General features: G+C 37.5%; 27 protein-coding genes and 1 pseudogene. 4 read left to right on the top strand and 24 right to left on the bottom strand.

Features of this window, described 5'->3' with window-relative positions; translation table 11 throughout:
- The 16 genes and pseudogenes from BTOYO_RS11900 to BTOYO_RS11970 form a co-directional block, all read right to left on the bottom strand.
- The gene (locus tag BTOYO_RS11900; RefSeq protein ID WP_023441101.1) at positions 1 to 507 is read right to left on the bottom strand and encodes an acyltransferase; all 507 of its coding nucleotides are present in this window, start codon (positions 505 to 507) and stop codon (positions 1 to 3) included.
- A gap of 17 nt (positions 508 to 524) precedes the next feature.
- Positions 525 to 1,175, bottom strand: coding sequence for a pyrophosphatase PpaX (gene ppaX / locus BTOYO_RS11905; RefSeq protein WP_001166732.1), 651 nt, complete (start codon positions 1,173 to 1,175; stop codon positions 525 to 527).
- Positions 1,176 to 1,242: 67 nt separating this feature from the next.
- Positions 1,243 to 2,055: a prolipoprotein diacylglyceryl transferase gene (gene lgt / locus BTOYO_RS11910; protein WP_000924230.1), complete on the bottom strand. Its 813-nt coding sequence runs from the start codon at positions 2,053 to 2,055 to the stop codon at positions 1,243 to 1,245.
- Between the two features lie 24 nt (positions 2,056 to 2,079).
- Positions 2,080 to 3,009, bottom strand: coding sequence for an HPr(Ser) kinase/phosphatase (hprK, locus tag BTOYO_RS11915; protein ID WP_001127251.1), 930 nt, complete (start codon positions 3,007 to 3,009; stop codon positions 2,080 to 2,082).
- Between the two features lie 156 nt (positions 3,010 to 3,165).
- Positions 3,166 to 3,546: a phage holin family protein gene (locus BTOYO_RS11920; RefSeq protein WP_001267312.1), complete on the bottom strand. Its 381-nt coding sequence runs from the start codon at positions 3,544 to 3,546 to the stop codon at positions 3,166 to 3,168.
- Between the two features lie 114 nt (positions 3,547 to 3,660).
- On the bottom strand, positions 3,661 to 4,110 hold the full coding sequence (locus tag BTOYO_RS11925; RefSeq protein ID WP_000394320.1) for a DUF4275 family protein: 450 nt from the start codon (positions 4,108 to 4,110) through the stop codon (positions 3,661 to 3,663).
- 59 nt (positions 4,111 to 4,169) lie between these two features.
- The gene (gene uvrA, locus BTOYO_RS11930; protein ID WP_000030976.1) at positions 4,170 to 7,040 is read right to left on the bottom strand and encodes an excinuclease ABC subunit UvrA; all 2,871 of its coding nucleotides are present in this window, start codon (positions 7,038 to 7,040) and stop codon (positions 4,170 to 4,172) included.
- A gap of 11 nt (positions 7,041 to 7,051) precedes the next feature.
- On the bottom strand, positions 7,052 to 9,028 hold the full coding sequence (gene uvrB / locus BTOYO_RS11935; protein WP_023441102.1) for an excinuclease ABC subunit B: 1,977 nt from the start codon (positions 9,026 to 9,028) through the stop codon (positions 7,052 to 7,054).
- A gap of 151 nt (positions 9,029 to 9,179) precedes the next feature.
- Positions 9,180 to 9,611, bottom strand: coding sequence for a DUF4362 domain-containing protein (locus tag BTOYO_RS11940; protein ID WP_000151994.1), 432 nt, complete (start codon positions 9,609 to 9,611; stop codon positions 9,180 to 9,182).
- Between the two features lie 45 nt (positions 9,612 to 9,656).
- Positions 9,657 to 10,277, bottom strand: coding sequence for a hypothetical protein (locus BTOYO_RS11945; RefSeq protein ID WP_000025215.1), 621 nt, complete (start codon positions 10,275 to 10,277; stop codon positions 9,657 to 9,659).
- Positions 10,274 to 11,035: a MerR family transcriptional regulator gene (locus BTOYO_RS11950; protein WP_000268449.1), complete on the bottom strand. Its 762-nt coding sequence runs from the start codon at positions 11,033 to 11,035 to the stop codon at positions 10,274 to 10,276. Before BTOYO_RS11950 ends, BTOYO_RS11945 begins: the two co-directional genes overlap by 4 nt.
- Positions 11,036 to 11,134: 99 nt before the next feature.
- Positions 11,135 to 11,377, bottom strand: coding sequence for a hypothetical protein (locus BTOYO_RS11955; protein WP_000266642.1), 243 nt, complete (start codon positions 11,375 to 11,377; stop codon positions 11,135 to 11,137).
- 60 nt (positions 11,378 to 11,437) lie between these two features.
- Positions 11,438 to 11,659 carry a hypothetical protein gene (locus BTOYO_RS11960; protein ID WP_001150204.1) on the bottom strand — a complete coding sequence of 74 codons (222 nt, stop codon included), beginning with the start codon at positions 11,657 to 11,659 and terminating at the stop codon, positions 11,438 to 11,440.
- 17 nt (positions 11,660 to 11,676) lie between these two features.
- A pseudogene (locus BTOYO_RS27955) lies at positions 11,677 to 12,066 on the bottom strand (hypothetical protein).
- An 11-nt stretch (positions 12,067 to 12,077) separates the two neighbouring features.
- Positions 12,078 to 12,275, bottom strand: a complete 198-nt coding sequence (locus BTOYO_RS11965; protein WP_000538369.1) for a helix-turn-helix transcriptional regulator — start codon at positions 12,273 to 12,275, stop codon at positions 12,078 to 12,080.
- Positions 12,276 to 12,567: 292 nt separating this feature from the next.
- A complete protein-coding gene (locus BTOYO_RS11970) occupies positions 12,568 to 13,590 on the bottom strand; it encodes a YeiH family protein (protein ID WP_000438408.1) in 1,023 nt (340 codons plus the stop codon).
- 151 nt (positions 13,591 to 13,741) lie between these two features.
- Between BTOYO_RS11970 and BTOYO_RS11975 the strand changes: the two genes are divergently transcribed.
- The 4 genes from BTOYO_RS11975 to abc-f all read left to right on the top strand — a co-directional run bounded on the left by BTOYO_RS11975 (position 13,742) and on the right by abc-f (position 17,504).
- On the top strand, positions 13,742 to 14,647 hold the full coding sequence (locus tag BTOYO_RS11975) for a LysR family transcriptional regulator (RefSeq protein ID WP_001099966.1): 906 nt from the start codon (positions 13,742 to 13,744) through the stop codon (positions 14,645 to 14,647).
- A 39-nt stretch (positions 14,648 to 14,686) separates the two neighbouring features.
- Positions 14,687 to 15,055 carry a MerR family transcriptional regulator gene (locus BTOYO_RS11980; protein WP_001219184.1) on the top strand — a complete coding sequence of 123 codons (369 nt, stop codon included), beginning with the start codon at positions 14,687 to 14,689 and terminating at the stop codon, positions 15,053 to 15,055.
- Positions 15,056 to 15,059: 4 nt separating this feature from the next.
- Positions 15,060 to 15,596 carry a flavodoxin family protein gene (locus BTOYO_RS11985; protein ID WP_000497638.1) on the top strand — a complete coding sequence of 179 codons (537 nt, stop codon included), beginning with the start codon at positions 15,060 to 15,062 and terminating at the stop codon, positions 15,594 to 15,596.
- A 273-nt stretch (positions 15,597 to 15,869) separates the two neighbouring features.
- A complete protein-coding gene (abc-f, locus tag BTOYO_RS11990; protein ID WP_000153742.1) occupies positions 15,870 to 17,504 on the top strand; it encodes a ribosomal protection-like ABC-F family protein in 1,635 nt (544 codons plus the stop codon).
- 205 nt (positions 17,505 to 17,709) lie between these two features.
- Here abc-f and BTOYO_RS11995 read toward each other — a convergent pair whose 3' ends face one another.
- The 8 genes from BTOYO_RS11995 to prfB all read right to left on the bottom strand — a co-directional run bounded on the left by BTOYO_RS11995 (position 17,710) and on the right by prfB (position 26,791).
- Entirely contained in the window at positions 17,710 to 18,021 is a 312-nt protein-coding gene (locus BTOYO_RS11995) for a heavy metal-binding domain-containing protein (RefSeq protein ID WP_000637523.1), read from the bottom strand.
- Positions 18,022 to 18,086: 65 nt separating this feature from the next.
- Positions 18,087 to 19,802 carry an ABC transporter ATP-binding protein gene (locus BTOYO_RS12000; protein WP_023441103.1) on the bottom strand — a complete coding sequence of 572 codons (1,716 nt, stop codon included), beginning with the start codon at positions 19,800 to 19,802 and terminating at the stop codon, positions 18,087 to 18,089.
- A 262-nt stretch (positions 19,803 to 20,064) separates the two neighbouring features.
- Complete coding sequence (locus tag BTOYO_RS12005; RefSeq protein WP_000388628.1) at positions 20,065 to 21,249, bottom strand: PDZ domain-containing protein; 1,185 nt, start codon at positions 21,247 to 21,249, stop codon at positions 20,065 to 20,067.
- 109 nt (positions 21,250 to 21,358) lie between these two features.
- A complete protein-coding gene (locus BTOYO_RS12010) occupies positions 21,359 to 22,795 on the bottom strand; it encodes a S41 family peptidase (protein ID WP_000830311.1) in 1,437 nt (478 codons plus the stop codon).
- A gap of 118 nt (positions 22,796 to 22,913) precedes the next feature.
- Positions 22,914 to 23,807, bottom strand: coding sequence for a permease-like cell division protein FtsX (gene ftsX / locus BTOYO_RS12015; RefSeq protein ID WP_000645031.1), 894 nt, complete (start codon positions 23,805 to 23,807; stop codon positions 22,914 to 22,916).
- Positions 23,797 to 24,441 carry a cell division ATP-binding protein FtsE gene (gene ftsE, locus BTOYO_RS12020; protein ID WP_002093048.1) on the bottom strand — a complete coding sequence of 215 codons (645 nt, stop codon included), beginning with the start codon at positions 24,439 to 24,441 and terminating at the stop codon, positions 23,797 to 23,799. Before ftsE ends, ftsX begins: the two co-directional genes overlap by 11 nt.
- Positions 24,442 to 24,804: 363 nt before the next feature.
- Positions 24,805 to 25,128 (bottom strand): cytochrome c551, encoded by a 324-nt coding sequence (gene cccB, locus BTOYO_RS12025; protein WP_000727967.1) that lies wholly within the window; start codon positions 25,126 to 25,128, stop codon positions 24,805 to 24,807.
- A gap of 564 nt (positions 25,129 to 25,692) precedes the next feature.
- A protein-coding gene (prfB, locus tag BTOYO_RS12030) for a peptide chain release factor 2 (RefSeq protein ID WP_096001583.1) occupies positions 25,693 to 26,791 on the bottom strand; the annotation gives its coding sequence in 2 pieces (ribosomal slippage) (positions 25,693 to 26,718 and positions 26,720 to 26,791; 1,098 coding nt in all).
- Positions 26,792 to 26,829: the final 38 nt, after the last annotated feature.

The raw sequence follows: 26,829 nt of genomic DNA on the forward strand, positions 1-26,829 counted from the left end.
TCAACCTTCTCGAGCCGCCATTTCCTCTTTCGTATAAATAATACGCATTGGATTTCCACCTACGAAAGCGCCGCCCGGTACATCTTTATGGACAAGTGTTCCAGCCGAAACAATGGCGCTATCTCCAATCCTTACCCCCGGTAAGATTGTCGTGTTCGCTCCAATCATCACTTCATTTCCTATGACAATCTCTCCAAGTCGATATTCACGAATCAAATATTCATGCGCTAAAAGCGTTGTATTGTATCCGATAATTGAATTGTCACCCACCGTGATTTTTTCGGGAAACATAATATCGGGCATAACCATAAGTGCAAATGATGTTTTTTCTCCTACTTTCATTCCTAAAAACGTACGATATAACCAATTCTTCACAGATAAAAATGGTGTGTAACGTGCAATTTGAATAATAATAAAGTTTTTCATTACCTTCCAAAAAGACACGGTTTTATACACATTCCATAATGAATTCTCTCCTGAAACAGGATAGCGCGTTGTCCGTCGCACTTAATCCTCTCCTCTACTTATGATCGGTTAATACCGGACAAAATCGGCAGTAAATCACTCATTTTATCTAGCATAAAGTCTGGTTTGTAAGATTCTAGATACGCTCTACCTTTCAACGTCCATGAAACCGCAGCTGTTTTCGTACCCGCATTTTGTCCGCCGACAATATCATGGTGATTATCCCCAACCATCACTGTTTCTCCTGGTTTCGCATTTAATAACTCGAGCGCTTTTTGAAGTGGTTCTGGATGTGGCTTCACATGTTCCACATCATCAATTGTCACGACAACATCAAAAAACTCATCAAGCTTTGACAACTTTAATCCCATCTCAACGGTTTGTCTCGCTTTCGTTGTAACAATACCAACTTTATAACCTTGTTTTTTCAACTCTTGAACTGTTTCGTATACAGTTTCATATTCTTCTACTAATTCATCATGATGCTCATGGTTAAATTGACGATAACATGTAATCATCTCTTCAACTTTATTTTCATCAATCTTGCTGAAAGTATCATGCAAAGATGGACCGATAAATGGCAGCACATCTTCACGCTTATATTGATCTGGATAATATGTATTTAAAGTGTGTAAAAAAGAAGAAATAATAAGTTCGTTTGTATTAATTAAAGTTCCATCTAAATCAAATAACACTGTATTTATTTGCATCGCCCTAGTCCTTTCGCTTTCCTGAATATGAAAGAAGCAGCATCTTATAATAAGATGCTACTTGTCTCTAATTTTCTGAATATCTTTTATCAGCTTGCCCCATTTTTCGTCTCACAATAATGAAAATAATAGAAATAACAACAAGTCCAATTGACATTACTTGTGCAATACGAAGTGGTCCTAGCATTAAACTATCTGTACGTAAGCCTTCTACGAAGAAGCGCCCTACTGAATACCAAATTAAATATGTAAAGAATAATTCCCCGCGTCGTAAATTCACTTTTCGTAGTGCGAGTAATAAAATGACACCTGCAAAATTCCATAATGATTCATATAAAAACGTCGGGTGATAATACACACCCTCGATATACATTTGATTAATAATGAAATCTGGTAAATGAAGACCTTCTAAAAACTGTCTCGTTACTTCATCACCATGCGCCTCTTGGTTCATAAAGTTTCCCCATCGGCCAATTGCTTGTCCTAATAAAATACTCGGCGCAGCAATATCCGCCAACTTCCAGAATGAAAGCCCGCGTCGTTTTGCAAAAAGAATACCTGTAATAACAGCCCCGATTAAACCACCATGAATCGCCAAGCCACCTTGACGAATATTAATAATTTGACTCGGATTTTGCGCGTAATATTCCCATTCAAAAATAACATAGTACATTCTCGCAAATAGAATAGCGATCGGTACTGCAATTAATACAAGGTCAACAAATGTATCTTTTGGAATACCTAGCCTTTCTCCCTCACGAGTTGCTAGCCAAAGACCTAATAGCACACCTGTACCGATAATAATCCCATACCAATAAACAGGAAACGGCCCAAGTTGGATGGCTACGCGGTCAAGCTGTGGTACAGAACCTAACAGCATATGTATGACCTCCCTCTCCAAAGTTTACTCCTGATTCCCTAACTCAATCGCACTCATTAATCGTTCAGAAAACTGTTGTGCCGCATTGACTCCCATACGTTTCAAACGGAAGTTCATTGCTGCTACTTCAATAATAACAGCCAAGTTTCGGCCAGGGCGAACTGGAAGTGTAATCTTCGTAAGTTCTGTATCAATAATCTTCATCTTCTCTTCATCAAGACCTAAGCGATCATAATTTTTCTTTTGATCCCAAATTTCAAGATTAATAACAAGTGTAATACGCTTATAATTTCGCACTGCCCCTGCACCGAATAACGTCATAACGTTAATAATGCCTAGACCACGAATTTCTAATAAATGCTCAATTAAATCTGGTGAGCTTCCTACTAATGTGTCTTCATCTTCTTGGCGAATTTCTACACTATCATCCGCAACAAGGCGATGGCCACGCTTCACAAGTTCAAGAGCTGTCTCACTTTTACCAACACCACTTTGACCTGTAATTAAAACACCAACACCGTAAATATCTACTAATACACCATGAACAGCAGTTGTTGGTGCTAACTTACCTTCTAAATAATTTGTTAAACGACTTGATAATCTCGTTGTCGTTTGAGAAGAACGTAATAAAGGCATGCCTGATTCACGTGATGCTTGTAATAACTCATCTGGTACATCTTGATTACGAGTTATAATAATACATGGCGTCTCCTCGGTACAAAGCGCTTTCATTCTCTCTTGTTTTTGCTCTGTCGTTAACGTATCAAAGAACGTAAGCTCCGTTTTTCCAAGAAGCTGCACGCGATCAGCTGGATAATATGTAAAGAATCCTGCCATTTCAATTCCAGGTCGTGATAAATCACTTGTATCAATCGGACGATGAATTCCTTCTTCACCACTTATTAACTCCAATTGAAATTGTTCAATTAAATCTTTTGTCCTTACTTTTGGCATATGTATAAACCTCCACTCCGCTGCGGGTTCAGTCTCGTTTGATGTAAAATTCCATTCTACCGGATATTGTACCATTTTTTTCTGGAAACAAGAAATACGGTTTCTCATAAATAGAAAAAAACATTTCATACGAATGATGAAATGTTTTTCTTTTTGTCATTTTCTCTTTTTTTCATATAACGGTTCAACAATTGCCTTTTCAATTATCATATTAAAAATAGAAATACAAATTGCCGCAATAATTGCTACGCCAAACCCTGTTATATTAAAAGCATCTCCTAATAATGAATCTGTTATTTTTAACGTAATCGCATTAATAACAATTAAGAAGAACCCGAACGTTACAACAGTAATTGGTAGCGTAATTAAAATTAAAAATGGTTTTACAAACACATTTAAAACCGCCAATATAATACTCGCAATAATTGCAGTTTGTATATTTGCTACGTAAAACGCGTCTGGTGCAATCCCTTTTAAAAGTCCCGATACAGCGATTAACACAACGCTATTTACAAGAAGTGATACAATCCATCTCATTTTCTTACACATCCTTTTGACATATATATTTCATCATACGCTAATAGACAATAAACGCAAGTATCATACAAACACTTATATCAACTTATTCTACCCTTCATGCTTGTATACCTACTAACATCTCCTAGTAAAATAAGGACCACACCATCTATCTTCATGAGTTTTTACAAAAGTCCAAGTGAAATCTTTATCTACAATATATATATCACCTTTATACATATCATCTGTTTCACGTAATATATCATCCATACTTAATAAACTCGCATCTTTTATTAGTAGTACATCATTACAGTGTTGATAGAAGATATAGCACTCCTTTTTCACTTCATTATGAAACGCGTTCTCCGCTTCTTTCCCCTCTAAACACTTCTTCTTCTCATAACTAAATATGTGCCAAAGATACCCACAGCCATACTTATCTCCATAAAGGAAAATGTCTTCTTTTTCTTCATCACTTAAATGGTTTGCAAAATGCTCCTCCCAGCGCTTGCGAAAATAAACACCCCAATTTTGAAACTCTCTTACCTTCATATTTTTCTTTCTTAAAACATCTATAAACTCCATTTTCTCCCCCTATGAACGAAAAACCGAGTGTCATTTCCACTCGGTTTTTCGTAATAAACTTATTGCGATAGCTCTACTTCTTTTATTTTCTCTTTCATTCTTGCTTTATCACGATTTAAAATCTCTTTTAAATACTTACCTGTATACGAGCGTTCTTCTTTTACTACTTGCTCTGGCGTTCCAGAAGCGACGATTTGTCCACCTTTGTCCCCGCCCTCTGGTCCAAGGTCAACGATATAATCAGCTGTTTTAATTACATCTAAATTATGTTCAATTACAAGTACCGTCTCACCACTCTCTACAAGACGTTGCAACACTTCTAGAAGACGTGCAATATCATGTGCATGTAAACCCGTCGTTGGTTCGTCTAAAATGTATAACGTACGCCCTGTAGAACGACGGTGTAATTCAGAGGCTAATTTCACGCGCTGTGCTTCACCACCTGATAACGTCGTTGCCGGCTGTCCTAATTTCATATAACCTAGCCCAACGTCTACAAGCGTTTGAAGTTTACGCTTAATTTTTGGGATATTAGCGAAGAACTCTACCCCATCTTCAATTGTCATTCCTAATACTTCAGAAATGTTCTTATCTTTATATTTCACTTCTAACGTTTCACGGTTGTAACGTTTACCATGACAAACTTCACACGGCACGTATACGTCTGGTAAGAAGTGCATTTCGATTTTAATAATTCCATCACCACGGCACGCTTCACAACGTCCGCCTTTCACATTAAAGCTAAAACGTCCTTTTTGATATCCGCGCACTTTCGCTTCATTCGTTTGAGCAAACACATCACGAATATCATCGAATACACCTGTATACGTCGCTGGGTTAGAACGTGGTGTACGACCGATTGGCGATTGATCAATATCAATTACTTTATCTAAATGCTCAAGACCTTTAATCTCTTTATGAGCACCTGGCTTCGCTTTCGCTTTATATAACTTTTGCGCTAACGATTTATATAGTACTTCATTAATCATCGTACTTTTACCTGATCCAGATACACCCGTTACCGCTACAAACGTACCAAGTGGGAATGACATCTTCGCATTCTTTAAGTTATTCTCTTTTGCACCGACAATCTCCACTTTACGTCCGTCACCTTTACGTCTTTCAAGTGGAACTGGAATAAACTCTTTACCGCTTAAATATTTTCCTGTTAACGAATTCTCATCTTGCATAACTTCAGCTGGTGTACCTGCTGATACAACTTGACCACCATGAATACCTGCACCAGGTCCGATATCAAGTAAATAATCAGCAGCCATCATCGTATCTTCATCATGCTCAACAACAATTAACGTATTTCCTAAGTCACGCATTTCCTGCAATGTACGAATAAGACGATCATTATCGCGCTGATGTAAACCGATAGAAGGCTCATCAAGGATGTAAAGTACGCCAGTGAGTCGAGAACCAATTTGTGTTGCTAGGCGAATACGTTGTGCCTCACCACCTGATAAAGTACCAGCCGCACGACTTAACGTTAAATAATCTAAGCCAACGTTTACTAAGAAACCTACACGTTCTTGAATTTCTCTTAAAATTAAATGAGCAATTTTTTGTTGTTTCTCCGTTAACTCAACATTTGAGAAGAATTCCTGTACTTCTTGAACAGAATATTTCGTTACGTCAGCAATCGTTTTATCACCAACGAAAACAGCTAAACTCTCAGGCTTTAAGCGTCCGCCTTTACACTTCGGACAAGCTTGCTCCGCCATATATTTCTCCATTTGTTCACGAACATAATCAGAACTCGTCTCACGATAACGACGCTCTATATTCGGAATAACACCTTCAAATAAAATCTCATTTTCCTTTACTTGACCAAATTCATTTACATAGCGGAAATAAACTTTCTCTTCACCGCTCCCGTACAACACTTTATCAAATAAATCTTTCGGTATATCTTTCACAGGCATATCCATGTCAACGCCGTAATGATTACACACAGATTGTAAAAGTTGTGGGTAATATTGTGAACTTGTCGGTTCCCAAGGGGCAATCGCATGTTCATTTAATGTTAAATCCCAGTTCGGAATGACAAGCTCTAAATCTACCTCTAACTTTGAGCCAAGTCCATCACAAGAAGGACATGCACCGAACGGACTGTTGAATGAGAACATACGTGGCTCTAATTCACCAATTGAAAAACCACAATGTGGACATGCATGATGTTCACTAAATAGAAGTTCCTCTTCTCTCATAACATCGATTAACACTCGTCCCCCGCCAAGCTTTAATGCACTTTCAAGTGAATCAGCAAGACGGCTTGCAATTCCTTCTTTTATAACAATACGGTCAATTACAACTTCTATGGAATGCTTCTTATTTTTATCTAACGTAATCTCTTCTGACACATCTAGCATTTCACCATCAACACGTACACGAACATAACCTTGCTTCTTAATATCTTCAAGTACTTTCACATGTGCACCTTTACGTCCTGAGACGATAGGAGCTAACACTTGTAATTTCGTACGTTCAGGATATTCAAGAACACGATCTACCATCTGTTCCACTGTTTGTGATGTAATTTCAATTCCGTGATTTGGGCAAATCGGCGTACCAATTCGTGCGAATAATAAACGTAAATAATCATAAATCTCCGTCACTGTCCCGACAGTTGAACGTGGATTACGACTCGTTGTTTTTTGATCAATCGAAATCGCTGGTGACAACCCTTCAATCGTATCGACATCCGGTTTATCCATTTGTCCTAAAAATTGGCGTGCATACGCAGATAACGATTCTACGTATCTGCGCTGCCCTTCTGCATAAATTGTATCAAACGCTAATGACGATTTCCCTGAACCAGACAATCCCGTTACAACAACAAGCTGATTTCTCGGAATGGTTACATCAATATTTTTTAAGTTATGTGCTCTAGCACCTTTTACAACGATAAAATCCTTGCTCATGCTCACTCTTTTCACCCTTCCGCTTTTAATTCTAATAGTAAATCTCTTAATTCAGCTGCACGCTCGAAGTCTAACGCTTTTGCTGCTTCTTTCATCTCTGCTTCGATCTTAGCGATTGTTTTCTCACGTTCTTTCTTCGTCATCTTCTTAGCAGGAGTTGCTTCATATGTTTCCGGTTCTTCGGCCGCTGTCGTTGCACGGATTACATCACGAACGCCTTTTTGAATCGTTTTCGGCGTGATACCATGCTCTTCATTGTAAGCTTCTTGTATAGTACGACGACGCTGCGTTTCTTCAATTGCAATTCCCATCGATCTCGTTATGCGATCTGCGTACATAATAACGCGGCCGTTTTCATTACGTGCCGCACGACCAATCGTTTGAATTAACGAACGTTCTGAACGCAAGAATCCTTCCTTATCTGCATCTAAAATAGCTACAAGTGATACTTCTGGAATATCTAATCCTTCTCGTAATAAGTTAATACCGACAAGTACATCAAACTTACCAAGGCGAAGGTCACGGATAATTTCAATACGTTCTAACGTTTTAATTTCAGAGTGAAGATAGTTCACTTTAATTCCTACATCTTTTAAGTAATCCGTTAAATCCTCTGACATTTTTTTCGTTAAAGTCGTAATTAATACACGTTCATTTTTTGCAATACGATCTTGAATTTCTCCTAATAAATCGTCAATTTGACCTTCAATTGGTCGTATATCAATTGGTGGATCTAAAAGCCCTGTTGGACGAATAATTTGTTCTATTACTTCTGGTGACTGCTCTAATTCGTACGGTCCTGGCGTTGCCGAAACGTAAATAACTTGATTCATTTTCTCTTCAAACTCATCAAACGTGAGCGGTCTATTATCTAAAGCTGATGGCAGACGGAATCCATGATCCACAAGTACTTGCTTACGTGCTTGGTCCCCGTTATACATTGCTCTTACTTGCGGCACTGATACGTGCGACTCATCCATAACAATTAAGAAATCCTTCGGGAAATAGTCTAATAACGTATACGGCGTTGCACCCGCTGGACGAAGTGTTAAATGACGAGAATAGTTTTCAATCCCTGAACAAAAGCCCATCTCGCGCATCATTTCTAGATCATAACGTGTACGTTGCTCTATACGCTGCGCTTCTAACAACTTACCATTATCATTTAATTCTTTTAAACGCTCTTCTAATTCTTTTTCTATATTTTCAATAGCAACCTTCATTTTTTCTTCACGTGTAACGAAGTGAGATGCTGGGAAGATTGCTACATGATCACGTTCTGCTAATACTTCACCTGTTAACGCATTTACTTCACGAATACGATCGATTTCATCACCGAAAAATTCAATTCGAATACAATGCTCGTCAAGTGATGCCGGGAAGATTTCAACTACATCTCCGCGCACACGGAATGTCCCACGCTTGAAATCAATATCATTACGTCCGTACTGTACATCAACAAGTTCACGAAGCAATTGATTGCGGTCCTTTTCCATACCAACTCGAAGTGAAACAACTAACTCGCGGTATTCTTCCGGAGAACCTAAACCATATATACACGAAACACTCGCAACGATAATTACATCGTCCCGTTCAAATAATGCAGACGTTGCTGAGTGACGCAATTTATCGATTTCATCATTAATTTGCGCATCCTTTTCTATAAAAGTATCCGTTTGCGGCACATACGCTTCTGGTTGATAATAATCGTAATAACTAACAAAATATTCAACTGCATTATTCGGAAAAAAATCTTTCAGCTCACTATATAATTGTCCTGCTAACGTTTTATTATGAGCCATCACAAGTGTTGGCTTCTGTACTTCTTTAATGACATTTGAAATCGTAAATGTCTTACCCGTCCCTGTCGCTCCAAGCAACACTTGCTTTTTCTTTCCACTATTAAGTCCCTCTACAAGCTTCTCTATAGCTACCGGCTGATCACCTTGCGGGGAATACGCTGAGATAATTTCAAATTGATGTTCCAAGTAAAATCCGACCTCCTCATAAAAATCTGTATTATTATTTTACCACGAATGCCCATAAAAAACCTAAAAAAACGAACAGATATTCGGTAAAATTTTCGACAATATATACATAGAAAAAGGAAGGAGTCAAAACTTCCTTCCTCTACTAACTCTATTTTTTAGGTACATATAATAAATCATATCCATTGCGCCCATTTTCATTCACACAGTCTATTAACCTATAAGCCGTTTGTAATTCACGCTGCTCTTTAACAATCCTTTTACAACTATCTTCATCTATATCTGTATGATTACCAGCAAATCGATCTTGCCTATTATCTAACATATGAATTATATCTGTTCCACTATACTCTAACGTTTGAAAAACCGGATCACCTTCATGTGTATAATGTACAATTCTTATTTTATCAACTTCCCCTTGTTCCACATTCAAAACGAACTTTTCAAATTTATCTAGATTAGAAGTTACTGCTTCCTTTACAATGACATCATTCTTCTTATCAATTGTAATGTTAGGTTGTGAGCATGCTACTAAACTAAAGAGAAGTAGGCATATAAAACCACTTCTTTTTCCTATTGTCATCCTCTCCTATAAGAATTATTTGTATACTGCAAAAGCTACTTTCCTCTACGAAAGTAGCTTCTCTTTTCCTTTCTCCTTCTTCGGAAAAATAACATATGAAAATGAAATTGCTGTATCAACTAAAAATATAATTGCCCACACTTGGCTCACTCGACTCGCAGTTTTATTTAAAACGATTCCTGACTCTAACCAATTGCCCCATTGTTCAAATGGAATAAGCCCATACGCGAAGAAAAAGAAAGTATGCACAACAACGAATAAAACAAGATGTAATACCCAATTTTTTATTTCCTGCTTTGCATAGGCCATACCTGTTAATTCTATATGTTCTTCAATAACAGGCGCTGGTTCATTCCGCCATTTCGCAGCTAACTTTTGCACAAATATATCAAGCTTCTTCAAATCCTTTTTCCCGTAGAAGACCGCATACAATAAAATGATCACGGTAATAATCTGAAAGTTAGAAAACTTCCCTGTTTGATAATAGTCCACTACCCCTAAGGTTAAAATGAACACTTCATTTACGAGTAGTACAATCCCCATAATAAAGCTTGCCTTCTTCAAACGGAATCCGTAACGAAGTAAAAAGAAACCGATAGCCGATAACCAAAATACAATCTCTGCCCCAATTAAAAAGTACCAACGATATTCTGCGAGTATACTCATTTATCCTTCTCCTTTTCATCATATATACGAAAAGCTTCATCCATATATAATAAAAATTCTTCTTCGATTGGATACATGCTCATTTTCTGTGAATCTTCCTTCGATTTTCTAACTTCCCATAACTTATCTAAAAACGCTTCATCACCATTGGCCATTTCTAAACACTTCTGCATTAATCTCTTCATTGCCCCTTGCACCTCATCACTTGCAGTTTCTTTACCGTCTTTCATAAAAGTGCGTAATTGCTTTAATAAATCTACCCACTCTAACACATTGGGATCTTCCTCACTCATATTTGGCAAATTATGAAGCAACTTTTGTTCTTCCTTTGAAAATACTTCATTTTGAAATATTTCACGTATACGAGAAGACTGTTTCGAAAGCTGGATCAGTTCAAACATAACTTTCCAATCGAGCTCTCCCTCCACATCCACCGAATAAACAACTGCTTGTAAAACGCGCTCCATTCGATTGAATTTCTTTTGTTCTTCCTGTACAAACCGAAGTTGTTTTTCAAGCGAATCCTTTAAGTTAAGCTCACCTTTTACTAACATATTCGCAGACTCTTTTAGTGAAAATCCCATTTCTTTTAAAAATAAAATTTGTTGGAGACGTATTACGTCAGCTTCACTATATAAACGATGCCCGCCTTCTGTTTTCCCGCTCGGCTTTAATAAATCTATTTGATCATAATAACGTAATGTACGTACTGTTACCCCTGTCTCTCTCGTCAATTCTTGTATTGAAATCACTGCCATCACCTCTTCCCCTTCATTATAAAAGATGACGTTACGTAACTTTCAAGACTTTTGTAAAAAAATACAAAAAGCTGTTTATACTCATTGTATAAACAGCTTTTACGGAAATAATCCTTTTTGTACAGCGCGCCCACAAAATAAAATAAGCGCTCCAACAACAACAACAACAACAACAACACTTGTTGCTGTTTTATGGTAATGAGTTGAAACTAATAAATAATACGATAAACCAACAGTACCAATCATAATACAAATACTTGGCACTGGATTACGAGAGAAATTTTGCATTCCCCAAAGAAGTGCAAAAATAGCTGTAGCGACACATAACACCGGTAACCACATCCCAGTTCCCCTTTTTCTATCTATTATTTCTTGTTGTTAACACATTCTTCGATGCCATACTCATACACGATCAGCACCTTTACTATTTCTATATTTCCACTTCGGCCAATAGTTCACAAAGAAATAAACAAACTGCCCTAGTACAAATAACACAAACGGCATGCCAGCACTTCCATAAACGATTAAATTGTACAAACTCCACACGGCTAAACTAATTGTGAAAAACAACCCTACATATTTAAACGCTTTATCCGACTGAAATCTCTCAAACTCATCTTGCATTTTCATTCCTCCTATCCCTATGCTCGTTTTCCCTTCATAACTCCTACGATGAGACTACTGGCAAATAAGAAACTACATACAATGAATATTTCTGAAATAGGTATAGTAATTCTCCCTATCGCTTTGCTCGCAATAATATAAACTATAAGTAGAATGAATGCGAAGATAAACGAAACATTTACATGCTTTTTTATATTTTCATTTACTCGCTCATCTATATCTGGAAATTCTTCTTTTATGTACTTACGCTTTTTTTAATACACATACACTGTCAAAAATACAATTGCTAAAACGTTACTAACTACGAGCGGTAAAATTGGTATAGCTGGATTCATAATACGAACGAAAACGTCTCCCAACAACAATCTAAAAAACGCATCGATATACAACTTTTTAGCATTTTCCATTTTTTCTTCCCTTACTCCAGCGTAAAGATTTCCTCCACCTTCATCCCAAAATATTTGGCGATTTTTAGGGATAACTCTAGACTCGGATTGTAATGGTGATTTTCAATCGCTACAATCGTCTGACGCGTCACCTGCATCACCTTTGCCATTTCAACTTGTGTTATATGATTTTGCTTTCTTAATTCTTTAATTTTATTTTTCACACCCATAGGATCCACCTTCAAAAGTAAAGATATCTTTACTTAAATTATAAATATTTTCCAATTACAAGTAAAGATTAATTTACAAATTTTAGAAAAACATTCCACTGAACACCTTCTCTAACAAAGTACGATAGTAGTTAAGTTTATATCAGCGATTCTCCCAATATATCGACGCAACTCCATTTATATCGGCGATTCTCCGAATATATCGACTTACTAACAAATACTGAAATCCATAGCGCTATAATCATAAGAAAAAGCTGTCCCAAAATATCTTTTGGAACAGCTTTCTCCTCTACTACATAAATCCTAATACCCATACAAGAACATATCCAAGAATAGAAAGACAAACCGAGCCGATCAGCCCTGCTACAAATGCTTTGCTTCCTAACTTACGGAACGTTTTAAACTCTACATTTAAACCGAGACCTGCCATCGCCATTGCGATAAGCATGTACGCAATTATTACAATATAGCCGGCAACAACTTCGGGGATAATCCCGAGTGAATGTACCGCACTCATCGCTAAAAATCCGAATATAAACCAAGGAATCGGAAGCTCCTTCCACGATTTCTTTTCTTCGCTTCCCTCGCTCTTACCAAACCATAACCCAATTAAAATCGCTACTGGTACAAGCATCGCAACGCGCGTTAATTTCACGATAACTGCGATGTCGACAGCCGTGCTACCGCCTGGTGCCGCAGCCGCAATTACGTGAGCAATTTCATGCAGCGTCGCTCCCGAGAATACACCGTAACCGTACGGAGATAAGCCAAGCACTGGATATAATAATGTATAAATAAGCGTAAATATCGTACCTAAAATAGCAATAATTGCGGCACCAACCGCCGTTTCATCGTCCTTCGCTTTCACTTGTGGTGCAATTGCCACGACCGCTGCCGCACCACAAATCGCCGTTCCACACGCCGTTAAAATCCCAAGTTTCTTTTCTACTTTAAATACTTTTGTCAATCCATATACAACGAAAATGGTGAATGTAATAACTACCGCTGCGATGACCAATACTTTCGGCCCAGCCTTCGCAATATCACCCAGATTTAATCGCATTCCAAGTAAGATAATCCCAAAGCGAAGCAACTTCTTACTCGCAAAGTTCGTTCCCGCTATCGCTTCTGGAGGGACTCCAATCGCTGCGCGCCAAATCATCCCAATTAGAATAGCAATTACTAATTGTCCCATAATATTTAAAAATGGAAGCTCCGCTAAATATTTCGCAGCAATGGCGATTAATAATGTAATCCCAATACCTTGCGAAAATCCAAAGCCCTTTTTCTTTTGTATAACAAGTGTTTGTTCCACCTTGTACCACCCCAATAATCGTATTGGAACATGCATGTTCTTTCTACTTACATTATAAGAGAGTTTTTATAATAAGTTTAATATTAATATTAAATCTCTATCATCAGAAATACTTATGATAGAATAAAAACAAAAATAAAGGGGCCAACAAATGAACGTCGACATTTTGAAAATCTTTGTGACTGTCGTTGAACAGAAACATTTCTCTCGTGCAGCAGAACTTTTAAACCTTTCACAACCCGGTGTAAGCATGCACATTCGCAACCTGGAAAATGAATTTGGAACTACACTCATTCAGCGCTCCCCAAAGCATGTACAAGTTACGGAAGCTGGAAACATATTATACATACATGCAAAGCAAATGCTCTCTCTTTATGATGATGCAAAACAGGAAATTAACGAATTACATAACGTTGTAACAGGAACACTTCGCATCGGCGCTAGTTTTACAATTGGCGAATACTTACTTCCCAAAATACTCGCTAACTATGCCAATGAAAATCCGCACGTTGAAGTTCATACCCTTATCTCTAATACAGAAGAAGTTTTGCAAAGCCTTCGCTCTAATCAAATTGATATCGGCTTAGTAGAGGGGCAAGTCGTATATGCTGACGTAGACGTTGAAGCGTTTATGCAAGATGAAATGAAGCTCGTCGTCCCTCCAAATCACCCATTACTTCACATCAAGGATATAAACGAAGCTACTCTCCAAGACCAAGTATGGGTATTAAGAGAAAGTGGCTCTGGGACACGTGCCTATAGCGATCGTTTTATTCATCAACATCATTTAAAAATGAAACGATTCTTTACATTTAGTAGCATTCAAAGTGTAAAGGAAGCCGTCGCTGCCGGGCTTGGCATCGCTATACTTTCTAATTGGACCGTGCGGAAAGAACTACTAACCCAAGAACTATTCCACGTCGAAGTTCCAACTGAAAAACTAATTCGTCCATTCTCCATCGTGCGTGGCAAATATTTCATTCCATCTAAAGCCATTCAAGTGTTTTTAAATCATGTAGATTCTTTTGCGAAAAAACAGAGTTTACCTTCACATTAGTGTGAAGGTTTACAATACATGTAAAAGGAGTGAAATGCAGTGCGAATTGGAGAGTTATCAAAAGAAACTGGCGTTAGCGAAAGAGCACTAAGACATTATGAAGAAAAGGGATTGCTCCCTTCAAATCGCCTCACAAACGGCTATCGTGATTTCGATAAAAGTGCCATTGAAAAAGTAGAGCTTATCCAAATGTACTTACAGCTCGGCTTAAATTTAGAAGAAACTGCAAGAATGCTGCGCTGCCTCGAAATCGAACCACATCTATACGAAAATCCATGCAGCAGTATCCTTGCACTTTACGAAGATAAGCTCAATGAAGTAACAAGGCAAATCTCATTACTTTCTAACATTCAAACGAATTTACAAAAACACGTTTCACTCCTAAAACAAGAAAAAGAAAAGGGATGATTGCATGTTTGTTATACACGGCAGTTCAAGACAAAATGGGAATACGGAAGCCTTAACATATATGATGATTGATGGAATGAAAGCAGAACAAATTTATTTACGTGACCATACCATTTATCCTATTACAGACCAACGCCATGATGCTGAAGGATTTCAACCTGTAAATGATGACTACGAGCAATTAACCAAACGCATGCTAGAGCACGACACGATTATCTTTGCTACACCACTATACTGGTACGGAATGAGCGGCCATATGAAAAACTTCGTTGATCGCTGGTCACAAAGCTTACGTGATACCTCTCTTCATTTCAAAGAGAAAATGAAAGGTAAAAAAATGTACGTCGTCATCGTTGGCGGAGACAATCCGAAACGGAAAGCATTGCCACTTATTGCTCAATTCCAGTATATCTTTGATTTTGTTGGTTCATCATTTGAAGGGTATATTATCGGGGATGCGAATGGATTGGATGAAATCAAAAATGATGCTGAAGCAATTACAAAGGCACAACTGTATAATAGCAAATTTAAAAATAGCTAACAGAAATAAGTTTGACAAACCCGTTTGTATGCGCATACAATAAAAATAATATTATGAAAGGAAGGTAATTTGACCAATGAAGTTCTAATTCTCTTATTTATTTCATCCATCACAAATAGTGAACAAAAATGATGAAAACTAGCAGAGGATTAGTCTGTCCATTTGTCGATACTTTCTTTCGAGACGATCATGTGAAAAATCGTTTATTTATGTACGATTTTTACATTGAAGGGCGACGTTTATCCTCTCTAGTGAAACTAGGGAGGTTTTTTTATGACTATTTTATTCGCACGTAATATTGAAAAGAGCTTTGGTGACCGTACCATATTTACGTTACCATCACTAGAAATTCACGCACACGATCGCATAGGAATCGTTGGAGTCAACGGAGCTGGAAAATCTACGTTATTGCAAATATTAAGTAAAGAAATAGAAGCTGACAAAGGGACAGTAACTCATCATAGTTCTATCGCCATCATTCCACAGCTTAGCGATACAATACTGGAAACCGCTTCTTCTCTTGCAAAAGGAAAATGGAGTATTTCAAACGTCGCAAATTCAATGAGCGGCGGCGAACGAATGCGCCTAAAGATTGCCCATGCTCTCGAACAAGATGCAGGCATTTTATTCGCTGATGAACCAACGAGCCACTTAGATATGGCCGGTACAGAGCAATTAGAAAAAGCACTTTTATCTTATAAAGGGGCACTTGTTTTAATATCGCACGATCGTGATTTTTTAGATAATATATGCACAAAAATCATTGAAATTGAAGACGGCATGATTCAAGAGTATAAAGGAAACTATTCCAACTATCGAAAGCAAAAAGAACGTGAACGAATACAAAAGCAAGCAGAGTATGAGCAATATATACAAGAAAAAAATCGTTTAGAGCAATCAATTTCACAAAAAAAGCAACGTGCTTCTAGCATGACAAAAATCCCAACTCGGTTCAGTTCATCTGAATCTAAACTTTATAAGTTAAGCGGGGCTCATGGGCAAGAACAGGTTAGCAAAGCAGCCAAAGCATTAGAAACACGTCTCGAAAAACTAGAAAAGAAAGAAAAGCCAAAAGATCTTTCTCAGGCTCAGTTTGACGTGCAATACCATACACCCATTCATAGTAAAGTGGCAGTACAGTTCAATAAAGCAACAAAGAAAATAGGCGACCGCACACTATTTAAAAATATGAATGGAACTATTGCCCCTGGTGCAAAATTAGCTATTTTAGGAGCAAACGGAAGTGGCAAAACAACTTTGTTCAATATGCTTCTCACAAACGAGCGTGGCATTCAGCTTTCAAAAAGTTGTAAAATTGGATACTTTGAACAAGCACTATCCATTTTAAAAACAGATAAAACCATTTTAGAGAACGTTCTAGAAGAAACCAACTATACAGAAGCATTCGTTCGCACAATACTTGCCCGGCTTCTATTCCGTCGTGAAGATGTTCATAAACCTGTGCACGTTCTAAGCGGGGGTGAACGAATGAAGGTTGCACTCGCAAAAGTATTTTTAGGAAACTATAATATGCTCCTGCTCGATGAACCGACGAACTATTTAGATTTAACAACACAGGAAGAATTAGAAAACATGTTACAAGAGTATCCTGGCACTATACTCTTCATTAGCCATGACCGTGCCTTTATTCGTTCTGTTGCAGACCATATTCTACAAGTAGATGAGAGCGAACCAAGAATATTCTATGGCAATTACGAGCAATACATTAAAAGAACCACTCAAGCTTCCGTAAACGTTACTGAACAAGAATTATTGCGATTACAAACGAAATTAACAGAAGTCATCAGCCGGATTTCTATACCCAATCATCAGGATGACATCACATTTCTTGAACAAGAATATGAAAAATTATTAGTTCAAATTCAGCGGTGTAAAGAAGCGCTCTAATGTCTTCCCTATATATCGACGGGGCCTTCCACATTTCCCAAGAAATATCGTGGCTTCGACATAAAGATAATATTAGACATCACAATAACAAAAAGCCGTGCACCAGCACGGCTTTTCACTTTATCTTGCTACTTGTGGGCATTAAATGCCCAGTTAGTGATGGCTAATAACTAGCCGGGATGCCCCCACTGATTAAAGTTTCACTTTATATACGGACAGCAGTCCCACTCACCGCAACCATTAGCATTCCTTCGCGAACTACTTCGTAATCCACGTCAATACCAACGATGGCATTCGCATTTTTTTGCCTTGCGAATGTTTTCATCTCTTCCATTGCGATGTCGCGCGCTTCTTTTAATTTACTTTCATAAGCTCCTGCACGGCCGCCGACAACGTCACGGACAGATGCGAAAAGGTCACGAACAATATTCGCACCCATAATCGCTTCTCCATTCACGATATCAATATACTCAATAATTTCTTTCCCTTGAATTGTAGATGTTGTTGTTACAATCATGCTTTATAGCCTCCCATATAAGATTTCCACTTACTTATGGTGCACGAATTCAGCAGAAATTATATTTACGAACTAAACTGCGCTTCGTATAATCGGCTATACCCTCCGCCTCGCTCAATTAATTCCTCATGCGAACCTTGTTCTGCAATACCATCTTTATTTACAACGACGATACGATCCGCATTTTTAATAGTTGCAAGCCTGTGAGCAATAACTAATGTTGTACGACCGACAGCTAGTTCTGCAAGTGATTTTTGAATAGCAAGTTCCGTCTCTGTATCTAATGCAGAAGTCGCTTCATCTAATATTAAAATTGGCGGGTTTTTCAAGAACATACGAGCAATTGCTAGACGCTGCTTCTGTCCCCCGGAAAGTTTCACACCACGCTCACCGATAACTGTATCTAAACCGTCTGGTTGCGAGTAAATTAAATCCTCCAACTGGGCACGTTTTACCGCCTGCCAAATTGCAGCCTCTGAAGCCTGTAAATTTCCATAAGCGATATTTTCGCGAATCGTTCCTGAGAATAAGAATACATCTTGCTGTACAATTCCAATTTGTTTACGAAGTGACGATAAAGTCATCTCTTTCGTATCAATGCCATCAATTTGGATTGACCCAGATTCCTGCTCATAAAAGCGTGGTAATAAACTACATAACGTTGTTTTCCCTGCCCCTGATGGCCCAACGAACGCAACTGTTTCACCTGCTTGTATTTTCAAGCTAATATCATTTAAAATCGGTTCTTTATTTTCATATCCGAACGTAATGTTGTTATAGTGAATATCACCGTGTACATGCTTTACTTCTATCGCATCTTTAGAATCCACAATATCAGGCTCTGTTTCAAGAAGTTCTACATACCTTTTAAAACCTGCGATTCCTTTCGGATAACTTTCAATAACTGCATTAATTTTCTCAATTGGTCGGAAGAAAATATTCGTTAATAAGACGAATCCGATAAATCCACCATACGTTAACTCACCTTGCAGAACAAACCATGTGCCACATATTAATACGAACAGCGTTACGAGACGCATGAGCATATAACTAATGGATGAGTTTAGCGCCATAATTTTATACGCCATTAATTTCGTTGTACGGAAACGAGCGTTGTTCACAGCGAATTGGTCTTTCTCAAACTTTTCATTTCCGAATGCTTGTACAACGCGAATACCACCGACGTTATTTTCGATACATGCATTAAAATCAGCAACATCTGAGAATAAACGTCTAAACGTACCCGTCATTTTTTTATTGAAGTAAAGCGCCAACCATAATAGGAATGGAATTACAAAGAATGTTAGAAGTGCTAACTTCCAGTTAATCATCATCATAAATGAAAATGCCCCAACTAAAGTCATTACGGCGATGAATAAATCTTCTGGCCCGTGGTGAGCAATTTCCCCAATTTCCATTAAATCGTTCGTAAGACGTGAAATTAGATGACCTGTTTTATTATTATCAAAAAATCTGAATGATAGCTTTTGAATATGATCAAATAATTTCTGCCTCATATCTGTTTCAATATTAACTCCTAGCATATGCCCCCAGTAGGTAACAACATATTGTAAACCTGCATTTAACATATAAACTGCAAGTAAACCAAAACAAGCCCATAAAATAAGCGTCCAGTTTTGTCCTGGTAATAACTTATCAATAAATTGATTTACGATAAGCGGGAAACCAAGTTCCAGTAATCCTGCGATAACAGCGCAAGAAAAATCGAGTATAAATAAACCTTTATACGGTTTATAGTAAGAAAAAAATTTACGTAGCATATATTTCCTCCCTTTTCCAAATTAAAAGACTCCCTAAATGATAACCATTATCAAATAATTGTTCAAGTTATTCGACTATGAAACTACAAATAAGGTTTGCGATAGTTTTCGTTTTTTGCCAGAAAGTCGATATATTCGAGAAATCGCCGATATAATTTCAGTTGCGCTGATATATTCTAATAATCGCCGATATAAATTTCATGTACTGCTGCTCCCAATCAAACAAAAAGGGTGTCACCTAGTGGTAACACCCTCATTTTTATTACATCGCTTCCGAATCCCACTCGTGCTCTTGCTGAACAAATACAACGCCTAACTCATGATGTCCTCCAGCATATAATGCTGTTTGAGCAAGACGAAGCTCACCATTTGTATCTACCACTTCTAATTTACAAAAAGCTCCTGTTGTTTTCGTTTGAAGTGCATCATAAAATTCTTCGGCACTCCTTGGAACGACTCCATTTACTTTCGTAATTATTTCTCCAGGCAGTAAATTCAGCTCGGCCCCAATTGTATTTGGAATTGTATCTAACACAACAAGTCCATCATTGCGTGCAGCGAAATATGCTGGTCTTGTCTCATCTACAATTTTTTCTTGCATCGAAATCGTAAAACGTCCAAGCATTGCGACTCCCATTGCAATAATAGCAAGTACGTGCCACCAATAACTCGCGACCCCTAAAACAAGTACAAGACCAGCTAATCCATAAACACGTCTTCCTGTAAAGAGTAAAGCTTCCGTCGGCTCATAACTTCTAATCTTTCGCATAAATCCAATTAAAAATGGAACGAGGAATAAAGAATATGTATTTGCCCCTATTGAAACGACAGGCCACCATGAAATAAACTGGGTTACCGCATCACCTGGTACAAGAATAAAAATTGGCACGATCCATAAACGCTTCGATTCGTGTAGACCAATCTTGAGCCCACGTTTCCCCTTCCTAATCCTCGGTGTAGAATATCTCACCGCGTTTTTAGAAATCAATAAGCCCTCCACAACAAGCATGATGCCTAGTAAAATAGCAAGAGATACAATCGTACCCTCTTCACCTTCTCCAAGCTGTAAGAAGGAAACTGGCAGCTTAGAAGATAATAAAACACATACAATTGCGATACTGAACGTATAAGCTGCCGATAAATATCGATACATAGCAGTTAATCCAAATAATAATGTCCAAAATAAAATGGCCCATAAGCTCGCCTTGGAAACAACAAGTCCAAGCCCAATCGTAATAATAGATACGATTAATCCATATCCAAGCCCTGCAAATAGAGATGTTCGCAATTCAAACCAAATATCATAAACTTTAAAAGAAAAATCTTTTCGTTCTCGTAATATACGTAAATATCCAACGAAGATACTACTTATTAAAAATACATAGACAGCAGGGTGCAAGAAAAAACGTCCAACTGCCCGCATTATTTCAAAAATCCATGCCTCCACGAACTCATTCACCACCATTTATATCATTCTTTCTTTTTATATTATCATAACTGGACAAACGTTTGTTTAACACAAAAAAATACAGGCAATAAAATGCCTGTATTTCTTCTTATTTCGCTATTAATTTTAATGCTGCCTGTAATTGTAGATCATTTTCTCCAGAACGGATTTTTTCAATGATTTTAGTTTGAATTGCCTCAGCTGTCTTTTTATCAAGCTGTCCTGTCGCTTCCATCTCATTCGCATTTTGGAATGCTTTCAGTGCTGATTCTGTCTCTTTACTAAAGTAGCCATCTTCACGCCCCGGTACATAACCTAAGCTTTTCAGCATCTCTTGCGCATGCTTCACTTGCACATCATTTGAATTGTATGAAAGTGTTTTTTCAATTTGAATTGGCGTCGCATGGTAGTAATCTGGTTGTTTCACTTCTACAGTTGGCTTGATTCCCTTTTTATGAATCCAGTTTCCATCTGGAGTTAACCATTTGAACATCGTTAATTTAATGTTACTGCCATCTTTAAACGGAACGGCTTGCTGAACAGTTCCTTTACCAAATGTTGTTTCACCAATTAGATCGTAACCTTCTCCTTCTTTCAATGCGCCAGCTAAAATTTCCGAAGCAGAAGCACTTCCTTTATCAATCAATACTGAAATTGGATATGGCTTCCTCTCTTTCAGCTCTGTAGAGATTTGCTTTTTCTCACCATTTCGCTGCTCTACTTGTAGCATCGGCTTTTTGTTCGTCATAATTTCTCCTAGTATATCTTCTACACTATTTAAATAGCCACCAGGATTACCACGAACGTCAATAACTAAACCTTTTATGTTTTTCTTCTCTAACTCTTTTAACTGATCCTTAAATTCTTTCGCTGTATTTTCAGCAAAAGAAGTAATTTGCATATAACCGATATCTTTTCCATTCTCTTGTTTCACAGTACTAACTACCGTGAAGATTGGGATTTTTTCACGCTTAATTTTGAATACAATCGGATCAGTTACTCCTGCACGTTTAATTTCAATCGCGACAGTCGTTCCCTTTTTACCACGAATTTTTAATACAGCTTCTTCACGCGATAAGTCTTTTACACTGTTTCCATCTACAGATAAAATTTGGTCATTCGGCTTAATTCCAATCTTTTCTGCTGGTGAACCTTTAATTGGCGATACGATAATAAGCTTACCGTCTGTTTTGTTCACCTCAGCCCCAATCCCCTCTAACTCAGGATCAAGTGATTCACTAAACTGTTTGGCTGTTTCTTTATCCATATACGTGGAATAAGGGTCCTTCAGCGTAGACAACATGCCTTGTATTGCACCTTCAACTAACTTGTCATCTTTCACGTCTTCCACATAACGTGAATCAATTAGTCCATATGCCTCATTAATTTTTGCCAAATTCCCTTGCGTCGTGCTAGCGTTCCCACTCGAAATTGTTTGCGTTACTTCTGCTGGGTTAACCCCAAATACAGACATTCCTGCAAACATTCCGCCAGCACCAATTAAAAATGCAACAACCATTCCAATAATTGCAACTCTACGTTTCAATGCGGAATTCCCCTTTCCAAAACACACAGGTGGTGTAGCAAAAGGCATCACACAGCGTGTGATGCCTTTACCTATTTCTACTATATGATAAGCTTGTACGAATTATGTTTGCAACTTTTTATACTTTTAAGAAGCGACGAATTGACATTACACTTCCCCACATACCGATTAACGCACCGATTAACACTAATAAACCAGCTAATTGGAATACGAATGGGCTGTATGGTAAAAGCTCGAAAATTGTTCCGCCAAGTTTTTCATTAAACACACTTTGCAGTGAATTATACGTAACTAGAATTAGACCAATTGGAATAATTGATCCTAATACTCCTAGGAATAATCCTTCTAGCAAGAACGGCCAACGAATAAACCAGTTTGTTGCACCTACAAGTTTCATAATTTCAATCTCAGTACTACGAGCATAAATTGTAATTTTAATTGTATTAGAGATTAAGAACATCGCTGTGAATAAAAGACCTGCAATTAATGCAATCCCGATATTACGTCCTGTTTTTACAGTATCAAATAATTTTTCAACTTGACCTTTACCGTATTGAACGTTACTTACAAACTGCATTTTTTCAATCTTTTTCGCAATTTGTGCTGTATCAGTTGGCTCTTTCGCTTTTACAATAAATACGTTTTTCAGTGGGTTATCTTGCTCAAATAACTCGAACGTTTTTCCACTATCGCCTAAACTTTTAATTAAACGTTTCAATTCTTCTTCTTTAGAAGAGTATTTAATAGAATCTACTTTCGCGACCTTACTCATATCTTCTTCTAATTTCTTTTGATCAGCTTCTTTTGCTGCTGGATCAATGTGTACACGAATTTCTACATCTTGCTCTACTTTTGTAGCAAAATGGTTCATATTCATAATCGCTGTTAAAAAGACACCTACAAGTAATAATGTAACTGTTACTGCACTTACAGAAGCAAATGTCATCCATCCGTTACGGGATAGATTTTTTACACCTTCTCGCAAATGTCGACTAAGGGTTTTAGCCTTCATATCCGTATCCTCCCTCAATCTCGTCTCGAACAATTTTTCCGCCTTCAATCGCGATTACACGATGACGGATTGTATTTACGATATCTGCATTATGCGTCGCCATAACAATCGTTGTACCACGCTCATTAATGCGCGTAAAGATCTTCATAATATCAAGAGCTGTTTCAATATCTAAATTACCAGTTGGCTCATCGGCAATTACAACCTTTGGTCTATTAACAATCGCTCTTGCAATAGCCACACGTTGCTGCTCTCCACCTGAAAGTTCACTTGGAAGTGCGTCTGCACGATCATCTAGACCTACTAGTCCTAACACTTCAGTAACACGCTCACGAATCGCATCTGGTTCTTCTTCAATTACTTCTAAAGCAAACGCAACATTCTCATATACCGTTAATTTAGGTAATAATTTAAAATCTTGGAAAATCACGCCTAATTGACGACGGAAATATGGAACATCTCTTTCTGCCAATGATTCGATAGTAAGTCCATTTACATTAATAGATCCTGTAGTTGGCTTTTCTTCACGATACATCATTTTAATAAATGTAGATTTTCCGGCTCCACTCGGTCCAACTACGTATACGAATTCACCTTGTTTAATGTTAACTGTGAGACCAGCAACGGCTTTCATACCATTCGGGTACTCCTTATAAACATTCGTCATTTTTATCATTATTTATCACCCAATGCTTAATGATTTTTTTTTCGAAATACTTTTCTGTACATGTGAAAATAAAAAGGAATCCTTTATTTTCATTTAACCATTCTTGTTGAAGGCAGCTTACTTACATGCTTTTTATTCGCACCGCTACTCTATGTAATATATTTCAGCAAAATTCTACAAACCTCATTGTAACATCAAACGGTTTCCAGTTCGGATACATTTTTGTTACAGTTATGTTACATCACAGAAAAAGGAGACGAGTTGTTATAACTCTTATCCAAAGTCATTTTTAGATAAGATTATATAATCAAATCGCCCATTTTTCTCTTTTTATTTATGTTCAGCTAACCACTCAGCTACTTTTTTCGCATCTTCACCTTGAATAATTCCCGGTGACATTGAACCGCGACCTTTTTCAATAATCTTTTCAATCTCTGCTGCATCATATTTCTGTCCTACTTTTCGTAAATCCGGTCCAGTTGCTCCTGATAAATCTTTCGCATGGCAGCCTATACAACTTTTTTGATAAATTTGCTCTGGGCTATCTGTGCTTGCAGATTGTTTCGAAGGCTTACTCTCTTCTTTATTTCCACATGCTCCTAAAGCAAAAACGACTGATGTACCTAGTGCAATAGCCAACAATTTCTTTTTCAATTCTATCGCTCCCCATTGTTGATATTCTTTTCATTCCTAACACACTCATTTTTATTATAAGCATTATCTTTATATAGAAAAACTAAGGTATATTTCATATTCTTGAAAAATACAGTGAGAACCCTGATAAAATAAAGCTTCCATAATTTGTTTCAATTCTGTGAACAACGTAAAAACTTCTATAAAGAATCTTTTTAAAAGGCAAATCAAAAAAGTTCTTTATAAAATCTTACTCTATTGCCGCTCTGTTTTACTATTCTCTACTTTTTACAAAACAATATACAACATTGTATTCTGCATATAACCCCATCAAAAAGAGAAGTTGTCGTTTCCAACTTCTCTTCCCCTGTACTTCATCCATATAAACAAAACGTTGTATATCCTCTATTTTCTCAGCATGGGCCAACAATTTTGTTGGCTTTTTCTCTTATCCCACTATTTACTGGGTAGTAAGACCCCTACCTCAAAATTCAACAAAAGCAAAGAAGTTAGGTGAGGGTCGGGCTGCCCGTAAAAGTCAGATTTGTTAAAGCTAATAATCAGTGGGGATTCCCCCACTGGTTATTAGATGCGAGAACGTAAGTAAGCATCAATAAATGGATCAATTTCTCCATCCATAACTGCTTGTACGTTACCAACTTCTGTATTTGTACGATGGTCTTTTACAAGAGAATACGGGTGGAATACGTAAGAACGAATTTGGCTGCCCCATCCAATTTCTTTTTGTTCCCCGCGGATTTCATCTAATTGTGCTTGTTGCTCTTCTAATTTCTTTTGATATAATTTTGCTTTTAACATTTTCATCGCATGCTCACGGTTTTTAATTTGAGAACGCTCTGACTGACACGTTACAACCGTATTTGTCGGTGTATGCGTAATACGAACTGCTGAATCTGTCGTATTAATGTGCTGTCCACCAGCTCCACTTGCACGGTACGTATCAATTTTTAAGTCTTCTGTACGCACTTCAATTTCAACTTCATCATTGAACTCAGGTACAACTTCACAAGATACGAATGATGTATGACGACGGCCTGAAGAATCGAACGGTGAAATACGTACAAGACGATGTACACCTTTCTCTGCTTTTAAATAACCGTAAGCGTTATGACCTTTAATTAATAAAGTAACACTCTTAATACCGGCTTCATCACCTGGTAAGTAGTCAACTGTTTCTACTTTAAATCCACGTTTTTCAGCCCAGCGTGTATACATACGTAATAACATAGAACCCCAGTCTTGTGACTCTGTTCCACCTGCACCTGGGTGTAATTCTAAAATCGCATTATTTTTATCATAAGGATCACTTAATAGTAATTGAAGCTCATACTCATTCATTTCTTGAATTAAGCCTTTTACTTCCGATTCTAATTCCTCATGTAAATCTTCATCATATTCTTCTTTTAAGAGTTCATGCGTTACTTCTAAGTTTTCGAACGTCTCGTCTAACTGACGGAACTTTCCAACCATATCTTTTAACGCATTTGCTTCGTTAATTACAGTTTGAGCGCCTTGTTGGTCATCCCAAAATCCTGCGCCCATCATTTTTTCTTCTAATTCTGCAATTTGTTTCTCCTTAGTAGGGAGGTCAAAGAGACCCCCTAAAAGCCGCTAATCTCTTAGCCATTTTCTCTAATTCCTGTCTAATTTCTACTAATTCCATTTCCTTCACCTCTATGTAATTGCTATTACTTTCGTATG

This window comes from Bacillus toyonensis BCT-7112, from assembly GCF_000496285.1.
Lineage (GTDB): Bacteria > Bacillota > Bacilli > Bacillales > Bacillaceae_G > Bacillus_A > Bacillus_A toyonensis.